The 15,196-nt window shown below is 60.0% G+C and carries 14 protein-coding genes; 9 read left to right on the top strand and 5 right to left on the bottom strand.

Translation table 11 applies throughout. From position 1 onward, the window contains the following. Positions 1–30: 30 nt before the first annotated feature. Together metK and ABDX87_RS12150 are read right to left on the bottom strand one after the other, a co-directional pair. The gene (gene metK / locus ABDX87_RS12155; RefSeq protein ID WP_346833056.1) at positions 31–1,221 is read right to left on the bottom strand and encodes a methionine adenosyltransferase; all 1,191 of its coding nucleotides are present in this window, start codon (positions 1,219–1,221) and stop codon (positions 31–33) included. Between the two features lie 20 nt (positions 1,222–1,241). Beyond that, positions 1,242–2,237 (bottom strand): ArsR/SmtB family transcription factor, encoded by a 996-nt coding sequence (locus ABDX87_RS12150; RefSeq protein WP_346833055.1) that lies wholly within the window; start codon positions 2,235–2,237, stop codon positions 1,242–1,244. A gap of 258 nt (positions 2,238–2,495) precedes the next feature. On the opposite strand from ABDX87_RS12150, the gene tkt reads away from it, so the two are divergent. The 9 genes from tkt to ABDX87_RS12105 all read left to right on the top strand — a co-directional run bounded on the left by tkt (position 2,496) and on the right by ABDX87_RS12105 (position 12,450). Further along, the gene (gene tkt, locus ABDX87_RS12145; RefSeq protein WP_346833054.1) at positions 2,496–4,493 is read left to right on the top strand and encodes a transketolase; all 1,998 of its coding nucleotides are present in this window, start codon (positions 2,496–2,498) and stop codon (positions 4,491–4,493) included. Between the two features lie 186 nt (positions 4,494–4,679). After that, positions 4,680–5,729, top strand: a complete 1,050-nt coding sequence (epd, locus tag ABDX87_RS12140; RefSeq protein ID WP_346833053.1) for an erythrose-4-phosphate dehydrogenase — start codon at positions 4,680–4,682, stop codon at positions 5,727–5,729. A 17-nt stretch (positions 5,730–5,746) separates the two neighbouring features. Further along, positions 5,747–6,910, top strand: a complete 1,164-nt coding sequence (locus ABDX87_RS12135) for a phosphoglycerate kinase (RefSeq protein ID WP_346833051.1) — start codon at positions 5,747–5,749, stop codon at positions 6,908–6,910. A gap of 28 nt (positions 6,911–6,938) precedes the next feature. Then, positions 6,939–7,166, top strand: coding sequence for a hypothetical protein (locus ABDX87_RS12130; RefSeq protein WP_346833050.1), 228 nt, complete (start codon positions 6,939–6,941; stop codon positions 7,164–7,166). A gap of 100 nt (positions 7,167–7,266) precedes the next feature. Next, positions 7,267–7,590, top strand: a complete 324-nt coding sequence (locus ABDX87_RS12125; RefSeq protein ID WP_346833049.1) for an MliC family protein — start codon at positions 7,267–7,269, stop codon at positions 7,588–7,590. A 124-nt stretch (positions 7,591–7,714) separates the two neighbouring features. After that, a complete protein-coding gene (gene fba, locus ABDX87_RS12120) occupies positions 7,715–8,779 on the top strand; it encodes a class II fructose-bisphosphate aldolase (RefSeq protein WP_081565042.1) in 1,065 nt (354 codons plus the stop codon). Between the two features lie 336 nt (positions 8,780–9,115). Then, the gene (locus ABDX87_RS12115) at positions 9,116–10,135 is read left to right on the top strand and encodes a PdxA family dehydrogenase (RefSeq protein WP_346833048.1); all 1,020 of its coding nucleotides are present in this window, start codon (positions 9,116–9,118) and stop codon (positions 10,133–10,135) included. Between the two features lie 76 nt (positions 10,136–10,211). Further along, the gene (locus ABDX87_RS12110; RefSeq protein WP_346833047.1) at positions 10,212–11,090 is read left to right on the top strand and encodes an alpha/beta fold hydrolase; all 879 of its coding nucleotides are present in this window, start codon (positions 10,212–10,214) and stop codon (positions 11,088–11,090) included. Positions 11,091–11,181: 91 nt separating this feature from the next. Continuing rightward, entirely contained in the window at positions 11,182–12,450 is a 1,269-nt protein-coding gene (locus ABDX87_RS12105) for an MFS transporter (RefSeq protein ID WP_346833046.1), read from the top strand. A 3-nt stretch (positions 12,451–12,453) separates the two neighbouring features. On the opposite strand, the gene ABDX87_RS12100 is transcribed toward ABDX87_RS12105, so the two are convergent. The 3 genes from ABDX87_RS12100 to ABDX87_RS12090 all read right to left on the bottom strand — a co-directional run bounded on the left by ABDX87_RS12100 (position 12,454) and on the right by ABDX87_RS12090 (position 15,083). Then, positions 12,454–12,933 (bottom strand): thioesterase family protein, encoded by a 480-nt coding sequence (locus ABDX87_RS12100; protein WP_346833045.1) that lies wholly within the window; start codon positions 12,931–12,933, stop codon positions 12,454–12,456. Between the two features lie 143 nt (positions 12,934–13,076). Further along, positions 13,077–14,042, bottom strand: coding sequence for an L-carnitine dehydrogenase (locus ABDX87_RS12095; RefSeq protein ID WP_346833044.1), 966 nt, complete (start codon positions 14,040–14,042; stop codon positions 13,077–13,079). A 153-nt stretch (positions 14,043–14,195) separates the two neighbouring features. Next, the gene (locus ABDX87_RS12090; protein WP_166595694.1) at positions 14,196–15,083 is read right to left on the bottom strand and encodes a 3-keto-5-aminohexanoate cleavage protein; all 888 of its coding nucleotides are present in this window, start codon (positions 15,081–15,083) and stop codon (positions 14,196–14,198) included. Between the last annotated feature and the right edge of the window lie 113 nt (positions 15,084–15,196).

Genomic DNA, 15,196 nt, shown 5'->3' with positions numbered 1-15,196 from the left:
GCTGTCGGCTGCATCAAGCAGCCGGGCGTTTTACAAACCAGCAGCAGCGCGCAATGCGGCGGCGCGGTCGGTTTTTTCCCAGGTGAACGTGGAGAAGGTGTCGTCGCCCACGGTCTTGGTTTCCGGCGTGCGGCCGAAGTGGCCGTAAGCGGCGGTTTCCTGGTACATCGGGTGCAGCAGGTCGAGCATGGTGGTGATTGCGTATGGACGCAGATCGAAGTGCTCGCGGACCAGTTTGACGATTTTGTCATCGCTGATCTTGCCGGTGCCGAAGGTGTTCAGCGAGATCGAAGTCGGTTGAGCGACGCCGATGGCGTAGGAGACCTGAATCTCACAACGCTCGGCCAAGCCGGCAGCGACGATGTTTTTGGCAACGTAACGGCCCGCGTAAGCAGCCGAACGGTCAACCTTCGATGGATCCTTGCCGGAGAACGCGCCGCCGCCGTGACGGGCCATGCCGCCGTAGCTGTCGACGATGATCTTGCGACCGGTCAGGCCGCAGTCACCTACCGGGCCACCGATGATGAACTGGCCAGTCGGGTTGATGTGGAACTGGGTGTCTTTGTGCAGCAGCTCGGCTGGCAGCACGTGCTTGACGATCAGCTCCATGACGCCTTCGCGCAGGTCCGCGTACGAGACTTCAGGGTTGTGCTGAGTCGACAGAACGATCGCGTCGATACCGACCACGATGCCGTTTTCGTAGCGGCAGGTGACCTGGGATTTGGCGTCTGGACGCAGCCAAGGCAGCAGACCCGATTTACGGGCTTCAGCCTGACGCTTGACCAACTGGTGCGAGAACGCGATTGGCGCTGGCATCAGTTCGGTGGTTTCGTTGCTGGCGTAGCCGAACATCAGGCCCTGGTCGCCGGCGCCCTGATCTTCAGGCTTGGCACGGTCGACGCCCTGGTTGATGTCAGGGGACTGCTTGCCGATGATGTTCATCACGCCGCAAGTCGCGCCGTCGAAGCCGACGTCGGAGCTGGTGTAGCCGATGTCGCTGATCACGTCACGAACGATCTGCTCCAGGTCAACCCACGCGCTGGTGGTGACTTCGCCAGCAACGATGGCAACGCCAGTCTTGACCAGGGTTTCAACCGCTACGCGAGCGTGTTTGTCCTGGGCAATGATGGCGTCCAGCACCGCATCGGAGATCTGGTCGGCGATTTTGTCTGGATGCCCTTCGGACACGGACTCGGAGGTGAAAAGGGAGTATTCGCTCATCTCGACGGTTTTCCTGAGTATTACCGATGGTGAGTGTTGCCAGCCGGTCGCTGAAAGTGGCGGACCTGAATCTGGAAACCATTACGTAAGCCTATGTACAGACTTTCCCCGGGGACCAGCCCCGCAGCGATGGCCCAACGGGCCAGATCTTCCTGTTCGAAACCTAACCAGAGATCGCCACAGGCCTCCTTGGCCCAGCTCTGGTCGTGGCTGCACAACTCTGTCACCAAGAGGCTACCGCCCGGTTGCAACAGGTTGGCCAATTGTTTCAATGCTTCAGCCGGTGCAGCGAAATGATGAAGCACCATATTCAAGACGACGCAATCGCCGGAAACATTAGCGTCGGCCAATGCGTCGGCCAGTTTCAACTCAACGTTACTCAGCGCCTTCTGCTCGCAGATCGCACGCGCGAGGTCGAGCATGGCCGGGCTGTTATCCAGCCCGGTGACATGCCGAAAGCGCTGCGCCAGGTCAGGCAGAAATCCACCATCGCCGGGGCCGACTTCAACCGCAGTGGCGTCGGCACCGAAGCCTAGCTTGTCGAGCAACGACAGCAGGCTGTCGCGGTACTGCGGCAGTCCTGCGATCAGGTCCTGCTGGGCACGAAATTTCTCTGCGGTCCGGGCGAAGAAGTCCTGGCTGGCGTTGGCGCGTTGACGATGCACCAGGCCGATCCGGCTTCGTACGTCGTCGGGCAGTGTCAAGCCATCGACTTCTTCAAGCAGCGCCGCGTGCAGCTTGCCGCCGATCTGTTCGGTGTGGGGCAGGGCGCGGCGATAAAAGATCGCGTTACCTTCGCGGCGCGTCGCCACCAGATCAGCCTGGGCCAGCACCTTCAAGTGATGACTCATACCGGACTGACCGATGGCGAAAATCTGCGCCAGCTCAAGCACCCCGAATGAATCGTTCGACAGCGCACGCAGCACATTCAGACGCAGCGGGTCGCCACCGGCCTTGCACAAGGCAGCCAGTTCGTCGCTTTGGTCATGGCTAATGGCAGGCACGCGAAGATTCATAGGGCAGGCAGTCTAGTTATCGTCCGGGCAGGCTGCAAGACCAATATCAAAAAGTTTTGATATTGGTCGATGGGTGGCGACGGCGAGCACCGTGAATCTGTCGTTTGCGCGCAGAAGCCGCCCCTTGCCGTACAAAAAATGGCCACAACGCAGGAAAATCGCGCTTCGAACTGTATCTGTCATTGCCCCGAAGCAGTGCCTGAGGGAAAATGGCCGCCTTTTTCAGATCCCACTTCTTTCTGCCCCAGGAGATCAGCGATGCCCAGCCGTCGTGAGCGTGCCAATGCCATTCGTGCCCTCAGCATGGATGCCGTGCAAAAGGCCAACAGCGGCCACCCAGGAGCCCCGATGGGCATGGCGGATATCGCTGAAGTCCTGTGGCGCGATTATCTGAAGCACAACCCGAGCAACCCGATGTTCGCTGACCGTGACCGGTTCATCCTGTCCAACGGCCACGGCTCGATGCTGATTTACTCGCTGCTGCATCTGACCGGTTACGACCTGTCGATTGAAGACCTGAAGAACTTCCGTCAATTGCACAGCCGCACACCGGGTCACCCGGAATACGGCTACACGCCAGGCGTTGAGACCACCACTGGCCCGCTGGGTCAGGGTTTCGCCAACGCCGTCGGTTTCGCCGTCGCCGAGAAAACCCTGGGCGCGCAATTCAACCGCCCTGGCCACAACATCGTCGACCACCACACCTATGTGTTCATGGGTGATGGCTGCATGATGGAAGGCATTTCCCACGAAGTCGCTTCGTTGGCAGGCACCCTGCGCCTGAACAAACTGATCACCTTCTACGATGACAACGGCATCTCCATCGACGGCGAAGTCGAAGGCTGGTTCACCGATGACACGCCGAAGCGCTTTGAATCGTACGGCTGGCTGGTGATCCGCAACGTCGACGGCCATGACGCTGACGAGATCAAGACCGCCATCGAGACCGCTCGCAAGAGCGACAAGCCGACCCTGATCTGCTGCAAGACCACCATCGGCTTCGGCTCGCCGAACAAACAAGGCAAGGAAGAGTGCCACGGCGCTCCACTGGGCAACGACGAAATCGCCCTGACCCGTGCTGCGCTGAAATGGACCCATGGTCCTTTCGAAATCCCGGCTGACATCTACAAAGAGTGGAACGCCAAGGAGAAGGGCCTGGCGGTCGAAGCCGAGTGGGATCAGCGTTTCGCTGCTTACTCCGCTGCATTCCCTGAGCTGGCCAACGAGCTGATCCGTCGCATGAGCGGCGAGCTGCCTGCCGACTTCGCTGAGAAGTCCGCTGCTTATGTGGCTGAAGTGAACGCCAAGGGCGAAACCATCGCCAGCCGTAAAGCCAGCCAGAACGCGCTGAGCAACTTTGGCCCGCTGCTGCCTGAGTTCCTCGGCGGCTCGGCTGACCTGGCCGGCTCGAACCTGACCATCTGGAAAGGTTGCAAGAGCATCACCGGCGAAGACGCTGACGGTAACTACCTGCACTACGGTGTGCGTGAGTTCGGCATGGGCGCGATCATGAACGGTATCGCCCTGCACGGCGGTTTCGTGCCTTACGGCGCCACCTTCCTGATCTTCATGGAATACGCCCGCAACGCGGTGCGCATGTCCTCGCTGATGAAGAAGCGTGTCATCTATGTGTTCACCCACGACTCCATCGGTCTGGGCGAAGACGGCCCGACTCACCAGCCGATCGAGCAACTGACCAGCCTGCGCACTACGCCGAACCTTGACTGCTGGCGTCCAGCTGACGCCGTTGAATCGGCCGTGGCCTGGAAACACGCCATCGAGCGTGACGACGGTCCTTCGGCGCTGATCTTCTCCCGTCAGAACCTGCAGCATCAGGCTCGCGACGCGTTGCAACTGGAGAATATCAACCGTGGTGGCTACGTGCTGCGTGACTGCAACGGCGAGCCGGATCTGATCCTGATCGCCACCGGCTCCGAAGTCGGTCTGGCGGTTCAGGCGTTCGACAAGCTGACCGCTGAAGGCAAGAACGTGCGCGTGGTGTCCATGCCATGCACCAGCGTGTTTGAATCGCAAGACGCGCTGTACAAACAGTCGGTTCTGCCGCTGGAAGTCAGCGCTCGTATCGCCATCGAAGCCGGCCACGCGGACTACTGGTACAAGTACGTGGGCCTGGAAGGCCGCGTGATCGGCATGACCACCTTCGGTGAGTCGGCGCCAGCGAACCTGCTGTTCGAAGAGTTCGGCTTCACGCTGGAGAACATCATCTCCACGGCTGAAGAGCTGCTGGAAGACTAAGTAGCCTGCGCGCTCTCTGTAGGAGCGTGGCTTGTCCCGCGATCTGCCACGAAGTGGCAGCAAAATCATGCGATTCGGTTGTGCCTGACATACCGCATTCGCCGGGTTTGCTGCCGGTTCCCGGCAGATCGCGGGACAAGCCTCGCTCCTACAGGTTCTTTGTGTCATTCAAAACCGAGAACCCCCATGCCTCAGCCACGCCCTTATAAAGTCGCCCTCAATGGTTACGGTCGTATCGGTCGCTGCGTGCTGCGCGCGCTGTGCGAGCGAGGTGCGAAGGCGGGCTTTGAAGTGGTGGCGATCAACGATTTGGCCGACATGGCCAGTCTCGAATACCTGACGCGCTTTGACTCCACACACGGCCGGTTCCCCGGCGAAGTGCGGGTCGAAGGCGATTTTCTGCACATCAACGATCACGTCATCAAAGTGTTTCGCAGCGCGACGCCGGAAGGCATCGACTGGCACGAACTCGACGTCGATCTGGTGCTCGAGTGCTCGGGTGTTTATCACACCCGTGCCGATGGCGAGCGCTTCCTGTCCGCTCGCGCACCGCGCGTGCTGTTTTCCCAGCCGATGGCCAGCGAGGCGGATGTCGACGCCACCATCGTCTACGGCATCAATCAGCAAAACCTGACCGGCGAAGAGCTGTTGGTGTCAGCGGCGTCCTGCACCACCAACTGCAGCGTGCCGTTGCTGGATCTGCTGAACCGCGAGCTGGGCCTGGAATACGTCACCATCACCACGATTCACTCGGCGATGAACGACCAACCGGTGATTGACGCCTATCATCATGAAGACCTGCGTCGCACGCGTTCGGCGTTTCAATCGATCATTCCGGTGTCCACTGGTCTGGCGCGCGGTATCGAGCGCCTGCTTCCGGAACTTGCCGGCCGAATTCAGGCCAAAGCAGTTCGAGTGCCGACGGTGAATGTGTCTTGTCTGGACATCACGATGCAGGTCGCACGTGATACCGATGCGCTGGAAATCAACCGTATCCTGCGCGAGGCCGCAACTGGCGGCCCGCTCAAAGGGTTGCTGGCTTACACCGAGTTGCCGCACGCCAGCTGTGATTTCAATCATGACCCTCATTCGGCCATCATCGATGCCAGCCAGACACGGGTTTCCGGTCCGCGGCTGGTCAACGTGCTGGCATGGTTCGACAACGAATGGGGTTTTGCCAATCGAATGCTGGATGTCGCCGACCACTATCTGCAAAGCATCCATAAACAACAGTAATAAACAGGGAACGCCTCATGACCGTGTTGAAGATGACCGACCTCGATCTGCAAGGTAAGCGTGTACTGATCCGCGAAGACCTCAACGTCCCGGTCAAGGACGGTGTCGTCACCAGCGACGCACGTATTCTTGCTTCGCTGCCGACCATCAAGCTGGCGCTGGAAAAGGGTGCCGCCGTCATGGTGTGCTCGCACCTGGGTCGTCCGACCGAAGGTGAATTTTCTGCCGAGAACAGCCTCAAGCCGGTCGCCGACTACCTGAGCAAGGCATTGGGGCGTGACGTGCCGTTGGTGGCCGAGTACCTGGATGGCGTAGACGTGAAAGCGGGCGACATCGTGCTGTTCGAAAACGTGCGCTTCAATAAGGGCGAGAAGAAAAACGCCGACGACCTGGCGCAGAAGTACGCCGCCCTGTGCGACGTGTTCGTGATGGACGCCTTCGGCACCGCTCACCGCGCCGAAGGCTCGACCCACGGCGTCGCCAAATTCGCTAAAGTCGCCGCAGCCGGCCCGTTGCTGGCGGCCGAACTGGACGCACTGGGCAAGGCGCTGGGTAAACCGGCCAAGCCAATGGCCGCTATCGTTGCCGGCTCCAAGGTGTCCACCAAGCTGGACGTGCTGAACAGCCTGAGCCAGATCTGCGATCAACTGATCGTCGGCGGCGGTATTGCCAACACCTTCCTGGCCGCTGCTGGCCACCCGGTTGGCAAATCGCTGTATGAACCAGACCTGTTGGACACTGCTCGCGCCATTGCCGCGAAGGTCAGCGTTCCGTTGCCGGTCGACGTCGTGGTCGCCAAGAAATTCGCCGAAGATGCAGAAGCCACGGTCAAGCTGATTGCTGACGTTGCCGATGACGACATGATTCTGGACATTGGCCCGAAAACTGCGGCGCACTTCGCCGATTTGTTGAAATCTTCCAAGACTATTCTGTGGAACGGCCCGGTCGGCGTGTTTGAATTCGACCAGTTCGGCAACGGCACCAAGGTGCTGGCCGAGGCGATTGCCGAAAGCCCGGCGTTCTCGATTGCGGGCGGTGGCGACACTCTGGCTGCAATCGACAAATACGGTGTAAGCGACAAGATCTCCTACATTTCCACCGGTGGCGGCGCGTTCCTCGAGTTCGTCGAAGGCAAGGTATTGCCAGCCGTGGAAGTTCTGGAACAACGCGCCAAGGCCTGAATGTCAGGCCTGGGTGAAGGGGAGTGAGATGCTCAAGCCATTACCGCTGTTGATCATGGCGGGTTTATTGGTCGGCTGCGCGAGCAAGCCTGAGGCGCAAGCGGCGTCCAGCGCCGCGCCCGACCTGCTTCAGGTCAGCTGCTATCAGGCTGGCTGGCAGGCTGAAACCGTACCGATCGTGTACAAGCGCGGCGGTCCAGAGGTCTGGGAAAAATACGAGTTCATGCCCGCTGTCGGGCCGGTTGCCTGTCGCTGAATCTGAACTGACGGCGTTCCGGAACATCTGAAACAGAACAGCCCCTGGGTATCGAAGCGATTGACGCGCGTCACGCTTCGCAGGGGATCCAGGAGTGGTAATGAAAGGCTTGATTGCCCTTGCGACACTGATGCTGCTGGGCGGTTGCGCCAGCATGAAGGCTTCTGAACCGGTTGCGGGCTGGACCCACTGGGTCTGTGACAGCAAAGCGGAGATTTACTGGCGGTCTGCGGATCCGGCGAACAAAGAGGTCGACGTGCGCTTGAATCAGAGCGAGCAGGTCTTCCGTCTGCAGGCGGTGCCCGGTGCTTCCGGCGCGCTGTACAGCAACGGCGTACTGGCGTTCGACAACAAGGGCAGCGAAGGCCTGGTGTACTGGGACGCTACCAACGATTTGATCGGTCGCGGCTGCAAGGCGCCTTAAGGGGCCAAGCGGCTCGATCGATGCAACACCGGGCGGTGATCACCGATTACGCCCCTATAATTTGAATAGCCGCCGATACGGCAGGCACGCACGATTAACGACCCTACCGGGAGAGAGACAGACAATGGCACTTATCAGCATGCGCCAGATGTTGGACCACGCCGCCGAATTCGGCTACGGCGTTCCTGCATTCAACGTGAACAACCTGGAACAGATGCGCGCCATTATGGAAGCGGCTGACAAGACCGATTCTCCGGTGATCGTTCAGGCTTCGGCCGGTGCGCGTAAATACGCCGGTGCGCCTTTCCTGCGTCACCTGATCCTGGCGGCAATCGAAGAATTCCCGCACATCCCGGTGGTCATGCACCAGGACCACGGCACCAGCCCTGCCATTTGCCAGCGTTCGATTCAACTGGGCTTCAGCTCGGTGATGATGGACGGCTCGCTGCGTGAAGACGGCAAGAGCCCGGCAGACTACGAGTACAACGTGCGCGTCACTCAGGAAACCGTTGCCATGGCTCACGCCTGTGGCGTTTCGGTAGAAGGTGAGCTGGGCGTTCTGGGTTCGCTGGAAACCGGCATGGCCGGTGAAGAAGACGGCGTTGGCGCTGAAGGCGTTCTGGATCACAGCCAGATGCTGACCGATCCGGAAGAAGCCGCTGACTTCGTGAAGAAGACCCAGGTGGATGCCCTGGCCATCGCCATCGGTACCAGCCACGGCGCTTACAAGTTCACCAAGCCGCCTACCGGCGACATCCTGGCGATCGAGCGCATCAAAGAAATCCACAAGCGCATCCCTAATACTCACCTGGTGATGCACGGTTCTTCGTCCGTTCCTCAGGAATGGCTGAAGATCATCAACGAGTTCGGCGGCGACATCAAAGAAACCTACGGTGTGCCGGTCGAGGAGATCGTTGAAGGCATCAAGCACGGCGTGCGCAAGGTCAACATCGACACCGACCTGCGTCTGGCGTCCACCGGTGCCATCCGTGAGTTCATGGCCAAGAACCCGAGCGAGTTCGACCCACGTAAATACCTGGCGAAAACCGTTTCGGCCATGCGCGACGTCTGCATCGCCCGTTACGAAGCCTTCGGCACCGCCGGCAACGCCTCCAAGATCAAACCGATCTCCCTGGAGAAGATGTTCGAGCGTTACGCCAAAGGCGAGTTGAACGCCAAGGTCAACTGATCGTGAATTGATCGGTTAACCGAAAACAGAAAGCCCGCAGCGATGCGGGCTTTTTTTCTGCCCGGGATTCTGTGTGATGGGAGCTGCCGGAGGTTACGACGGTGGCGAATGCGGTGTGTCAGGCGAGGACAATTCGCCACTGTCGTCATCTCCAGCAGCTCCCACGAGGATATGCATGCCAATCAGGTTTTAAGGCGCATTCCCTCTAGTCAGTGAAACATCTTGAAACCACATTCCGTGAATTGGCCGCCCACGGTTTGCACGTTGTTGTGGATCGAGGCAGGAATAGGATGGGGGTCACTACAAGAACAACACCCCTGACCGGAGAAACACCTGATGAAGCCTCTGATTGGACTTATGCTCGGTGACGTCACAGGCATCGGCCCTGAGCTGGTGGTCAAACTGCTGTCGACACCCCAGGCGCGTGAACGGGCTGACGTGGTGATCATCGGTGACGAACGCGTGCTGAAGCTCGGCATGCGTGATGCGGGCCTGACCCTTCCCTACGTCAAGATCTCCAAGTTGAGCGAAGCCGACCATGCCGGCGAAGCCGTTCCATTGCTGGACCTTCACAACGTCGACCCTTCGTTGTTCGAGCGGGGGCAGGTCAGCGCCGAGTCCGGCCGCCTGACCGGCGAAACCCTGAAAGTCATGACCGACCTGGCGCTCGCCGGTGAGTTGGACGGCATCTGCTTCGCGCCGCTGAACAAGGCCGGTCTGCATCGCGGCGGCTGGAACTATCACGACGAGCACCAGATGTTCGCAGCCTGGACCGATCATGTCGGCTACTTCGGCGAAGTCAACATCATCCCGCAGTTCTCGACCTTCCGCGTGACCTCGCACGTTGCCTTGCGCAAAGCCGTTGATATGGTCCAGCCGGACCGCATCGAAGGCGCGCTGCAACTGGCCCACGACACGTTGCGTGCCTTGGGTAACCCGAGCCCGCGGATCGGCGTGGCGGCGCTCAATCCGCACAATGGCGAAAACGGCCTGTTCGGCGACGAAGAGATCACGATCATTCGCCCAACGCTGGAAAAGCTGCGCGCCAAGGGTTTGGCCAGCGAAGGCCCGTTTCCGTCGGACACGGTGTTCATCAAGGCGCGAAACGGCGACTTCGATGCGGTGGTGATCATGTACCACGATCAGGGGCAGATCGCGACCAAGCTGCTGGGTTTCTCTCAGGGTGTGACCCTGACCGGCGGCCTCAAAACCGTTTACGCAACCCCGGCACACGGCGTGGCCTACGACATTGTCGGCACCGGCAAGGCGGACGTGGGTGCGATGGCCGCTGCTTTCCGGGTCGCGACAGACAACGCTGCGGCACGCAAACACAAACGTGAAGTGGCCACTGCCTAGACCGAGACAAGGAATGCTTCCCGCAGGAAAGGACGTTCGTACCCAAGCATAAAATCGATAAGAAGAGGCTGGCGATATGTTCGAGAATTTCACCAAAACCACCGTCAAAACCAGCGGCGCCGAGATCGTCACCGTCGTGGGCGGCGAGGGTCCTCCGCTGTTGCTGATGCATGGCAACCCATTCAACCATCTGTCCTGGCACAAAATCGCACCACGTCTGGCAAAGGACTTCACCGTGGTGTGCACCGACCTGCGTGGCTATGGCGACAGCTCCAAGCCCGAGGGCGGGGGTGATCACTCTGATTATTCGTTCCGTGCCATGGCGCAGGATCAGGTCGAAGTGATGCAGTCGCTTGGCTTCGAGCGGTTCAATGCGGCCGGGCACGACCGTGGCGCCCGCGTGCTGCACCGCATGTGCCTGGATCACCCGGAAAAAGTGCTCAAGGCCGGCTTCGTCGACATGCTGCCGCAGCATCACCTGCTCAATAACGTCACGCGTCAGTGGGCGAAATTCTCTTGGCACTGGTTCTTCATGACCCAGGATGCGCCGACGCCTGAGCGGATGATGGACGCCGATCCTGAGTTCTTCATTCTGCGCAAACTGTCTAAAACCGCACAGGGAACCGCCTTTTTCGGTCCCGAGGCGCTGGCCGATTACATTCGCTGCATCAAGAATCCGGCCACCACTCATGCCATGTGCGAAGACTACCGGGCCACGTTCGGCATCGATCTGGACATGGACACCGCTGACTTCGACGCAGGTCGTCGTGTCGACACCCCGGCGTTGATTCTCTGGGGCGAAAAAGGCGGGGTCGGCCGTAACCACAACGCCGCAGAAGTCTGGAGCCGTTACGCGACCAACATCGTGCAGACGGCCACAGTGCCCTCAGGTCATTACCTGCAGGAAGAATGCCCTGACGAAACCTATGAAGTGCTTCAGGGCTTCTTCAAGTAAGTCGCGGTACAGGTTCTCTGTACGAATTAGCGACGCGAGCGGTCCGAACGGGCTGCTCGTTCCACGATAAAGATAACAACAGGTGGATAAAATGTTACCGACTCTTGCGCAGAAGCGCAGGGCAACACTGACGTTCGTGTTGCTCTGCGTCATGGCTTTCATCATGTATGTCGACCGCACGAACCTTGCGGTCGCCGCGCCCACCATCAGTAAGGAACTGGGCTTCAGCAACACCAACCTGGGCATGATGTTCTCGGCCTTTGCGGTCGCTTACAGCTGTTTCATGATTCCTGGTGGCTGGCTGAGTGACCGGATCGGCTCGCGCAAGGCGATGCTGCTTTACGGTGTGATCTGGTCGGTGGCGACCATCGCCACGGGTCTGGTCAGCGGCCTCATCATTCTGGTGATTGCCCGTTTCGTTGTCGGCATTGGTGAAGCGCCGATCTATCCCACGGCGGCGCGGATGATCGCGAGGGCTATTCCTATCACGCAACGCGGTACGGCCCAGGGCGTCATGCATGCTTCCGGGCGGCTGGCCAACGCGCTGGCACCGTTGATTGTCACGTTCCTGATTCTGCAGTTCTCCTGGCGCGCGGCGTTCATCATCCTCGGCGTGCTGACGTTGGTGTACATGTTTGCCATGTATTTCATTCTCGGCGAGTCGAAGAAACAGGTCGAAGCGGTGGTCATGGAGCCCGTGAAAGCGCCGACCCCGGTGCATTGGCCCACCATGTTGCGCAAGGTCTGGCCCGCAGCGGCGACGTGCTTTTGTCATGGCTGGGTGCTGTGGTTTTTCCTGAACTGGATTCCGTCGTTTTTCACACAGCGTTACGGGATGGATCTGTCCAAGACCGCGTTGTTTTCAACGTTCGTCTTGCTCGGCGGCACCGTAGGAACGGCGGTGGGCGGGATGCTGTCGGACTGGCGCTTCAAGGTGACCGGCAACAAACTCCGCTCGCGACGCGACCTGATCATCTTCGGCTTTCTTGCATCGATCATCGGGCTGATACCGCTGATGTTCACGCAAAACATCTATATCTGCGCGGCTGGGCTGAGCTTTTCATTCTTCTGCTCCGAGCTCGCGGATTCCCCGTTGTGGGTCATCGGGACAGAGGTGTCACATGAGCATTCGGCGACGTCCAGCGCCTGCACGTTCTTTGGCATGGCAGTGGCTGGCGCAGTCTCTCCAGTGGTGATCGGCTGGTTGCTGGACGTGACGGGCACGAACTGGATGGCGGCTTTCAGCGCCTCCATCGTTGTCGTGTTGCTGGGCCCGGTGTTGGCGATGTTCATCAAACTGGATGACGAGCCTACTGCCAGCGTCGCTTCACCGACCACCGGGAAGCGCGCCGTGGCGTGAGGTTCAGGCTTTGGCGGGCAGCCCGATTACGCGACCCACATAGGCGGGAGCCGGTTGATCGTGTTGGGCTTCGGTGAGCTGACGCAGCGCTTCCAGCGACGATTCGCTGAACGGCGCGGACTTGGGACCCGCAGCGAGATCCACGTGCAGCAGCATTTGGTCGCTGGCCGCCAGTTCCTCCTCGCCACCGACCTTGTAAAGGCTGTGGTAGAGCTGAACGCGCTTGCGGTCATGGGCGACGATCTGGGTACGCACTTCAACGTCTTCGCCGAGTTTCACCTCATGCAGGTAGTTGATATGGGCTTCCAGGGTGAACAGCGAATTTTTACTGGCATCGCGGTCATCGCTGGCCAGGCCAATGCGGTCCATGAACGCGTCGGTCGCGTAGCTGAAGATCAACAGGTAGAACGCGTCGCGAAGATGGCCGTTGTAATCGACCCAATCGGCGAGGATCGGGGTTTTGTAAGTGGTCAGGGCGGGCATGATGAATATCCGGAGCAGGTTGAACTCACTGTGGGAGCGAATTCATTCGCGATTGGCCGGAACATTCGACACATTCCTGTCGTCTGTGCCACCACGTCGCGAATGAATTCGCTCCCACAGGTAAAAGGCGGATGGCGCGGGACTTAATCGCTGAACGCCATCCCGTGTTTAGCCTTGGTGGTTTTCACCGCTTCCAGCACGGCCAGCAGGCAGTCATCGCGATAGCGCTCGAGTGCCGAGATGCTGTGCGTTCCGAGCTGATCGCTGGTGCCGTCGACGACATCGTCGATCAGCTTGTCGGTCAGTTCCGGCGCTGGCAGGTAGGTCCACGGCAACTGCAACGCCGGGCCGAACTGCGCCATGAAGTGACGCATGCCAGCGTCGCCGCCCGCCAAGGTATATGTCAGGAAGGTGCCCATGAACGACCAGCGAAGCCCGGCGCCAAATCGGATGGCATCGTCGATTTCTCCGGTCGTGGCCACGCCGTCGTTGACCAGGTGCAGGGCCTCACGCCACAGCGCTTCCAGCAGACGGTCGGCAATAAAGCCCGGGACTTCCTTACGCACGTGCAGGGGACGCATGCCCAGTGATTCGTAGACCTTGATCGCCGCCTGAACGGCTTCCGGCGCAGTGTTCTTGCCGCCAACGACTTCGACCAATGGCAGTAGGTACACCGGGTTGAAGGGGTGGCCGACCACGCAGCGCTCGGGGTGGGTCGCGCTTTCGTAGAATTCCGAAGGCAACAGGCCCGAGGTGCTGGAGCCGATGATTGCGTCGGGTTTGGCGGCCGCGCTGATCTTGCTGTGCAGGTCCAGTTTGAGATCGAGGCGCTCCGGGGCGCTTTCCTGAATGAAGTCGGCATCACGCACACATTCTTCGATGGTCGCTACAAAGCGCAGACGGTCCTGCGAAGCACCGGCGGCCAGGCCTTTCTGTTCCAGCGCGGGCCAGGCATTGGCGACGCGTTTGCGCAGCGCGGCTTCGGCACCCGGCGCCGGGTCCCAGGCCACGACATCCAGGCCGTGGGCGAGGGCGCGCGCCACCCAGCCGCTGCCGATGACACCGCTACCGAGTGCGGCGAAGGTTTTGATGTTGGTGATGAAGGTCATGGTGATGTCCTGACGAAAATTCTGTGGTCGATGCGATCAACTGTTGGAGCGAATTCATTCGCAGGGGCCGGTATCAGCCAATACATCTCCGTCGGATGTACTGGCGTCTCGCGAATGAATTCGCTCCCACAGGGAGATAGGTGAAACTCGGGATCAGAAACGCTTTTTCAGGCCCATCTTCACGCGGCCTTCGGCGGGGGTCATGACCCGTGCGCCCATGCGGCTGAGGATTTCGCTGGCGCGTTCGACCAGTGCGCCGTTGCTCGCCAGTACGCCTTTATCGAGCCAGATGTTGTCTTCCAGCCCGACGCGCACGTTGCCGCCCAGCAGCACCGCTTGTGCCGCCATCGGCATCTGCATGCGACCAATGCCGAACCCGGCCCAGACCACGTCGGCTGGCAGGTTGTCGACCATCGCTTTCATGGTGGTGGTGTCGGCAGGCGCGCCCCACGGAATGCCCAGGCACAGCTGGAACAGCGGGTTGTCCAGCAGGCCTTCTTTCATCATCTGCTTGGCGAACCACAGATGACCGGTGTCGAAGATTTCCAGCTCAGCCTTCACGCCCAATTCCTGAATGCGCTTGGCGCCCGCACGCAGTTGCGCCGGGGTGGAGACATAAATGGTGTCGCCGTCGCCGAAATTAAGCGTGCCGCAGTCCAGTGTGCAGATCTCCGGCAACAGCGCCTCAACGTGGGCCAGACGTGCAAGAGGACCGACCAGATCGGTGTTCGGACCGAAATCGGTAGGACGCTCACCCGGGCCGATTTCCAGGTCGCCGCCCATGCCGGCCGTCAGGTTGACGATGATGTCGATGTCCGCCTCGCGGATCCGGTCCATGGTTTCGCGGTACAGCTCGACGTCGCGGCTGAATTTGCCGGTTTGAGGATCACGCACATGACAATGCACGACGGTCGCGCCTGCTTTGGCGGCTTCAACGGCAGCGGCGGCGATTTGTTTGGGTGTGATCGGGACCAGATGGCTTTTCCCGGTCGTGTCGCCAGCACCGGTGAGTGCGCAGGTGATGATGACGTCGTGGTTCATGAGTGAGTTTCCTTGCAGGCCAGGGTCGTTTGTCTGACGCGGGCGTTTGCCACCCGCTTTTGAGGTGCAAAGCTACGCAGGCCAAGGCGCTTCAAAACGCACAGCGGCGACAA

It is taken from the genome of Pseudomonas abietaniphila (genome assembly GCF_039697315.1).
In the GTDB taxonomy this organism is placed as follows: Bacteria; Pseudomonadota; Gammaproteobacteria; order Pseudomonadales; family Pseudomonadaceae; genus Aquipseudomonas; species Aquipseudomonas abietaniphila_B.
This window is presented reverse-complemented; position numbering and strand designations above follow the sequence as displayed.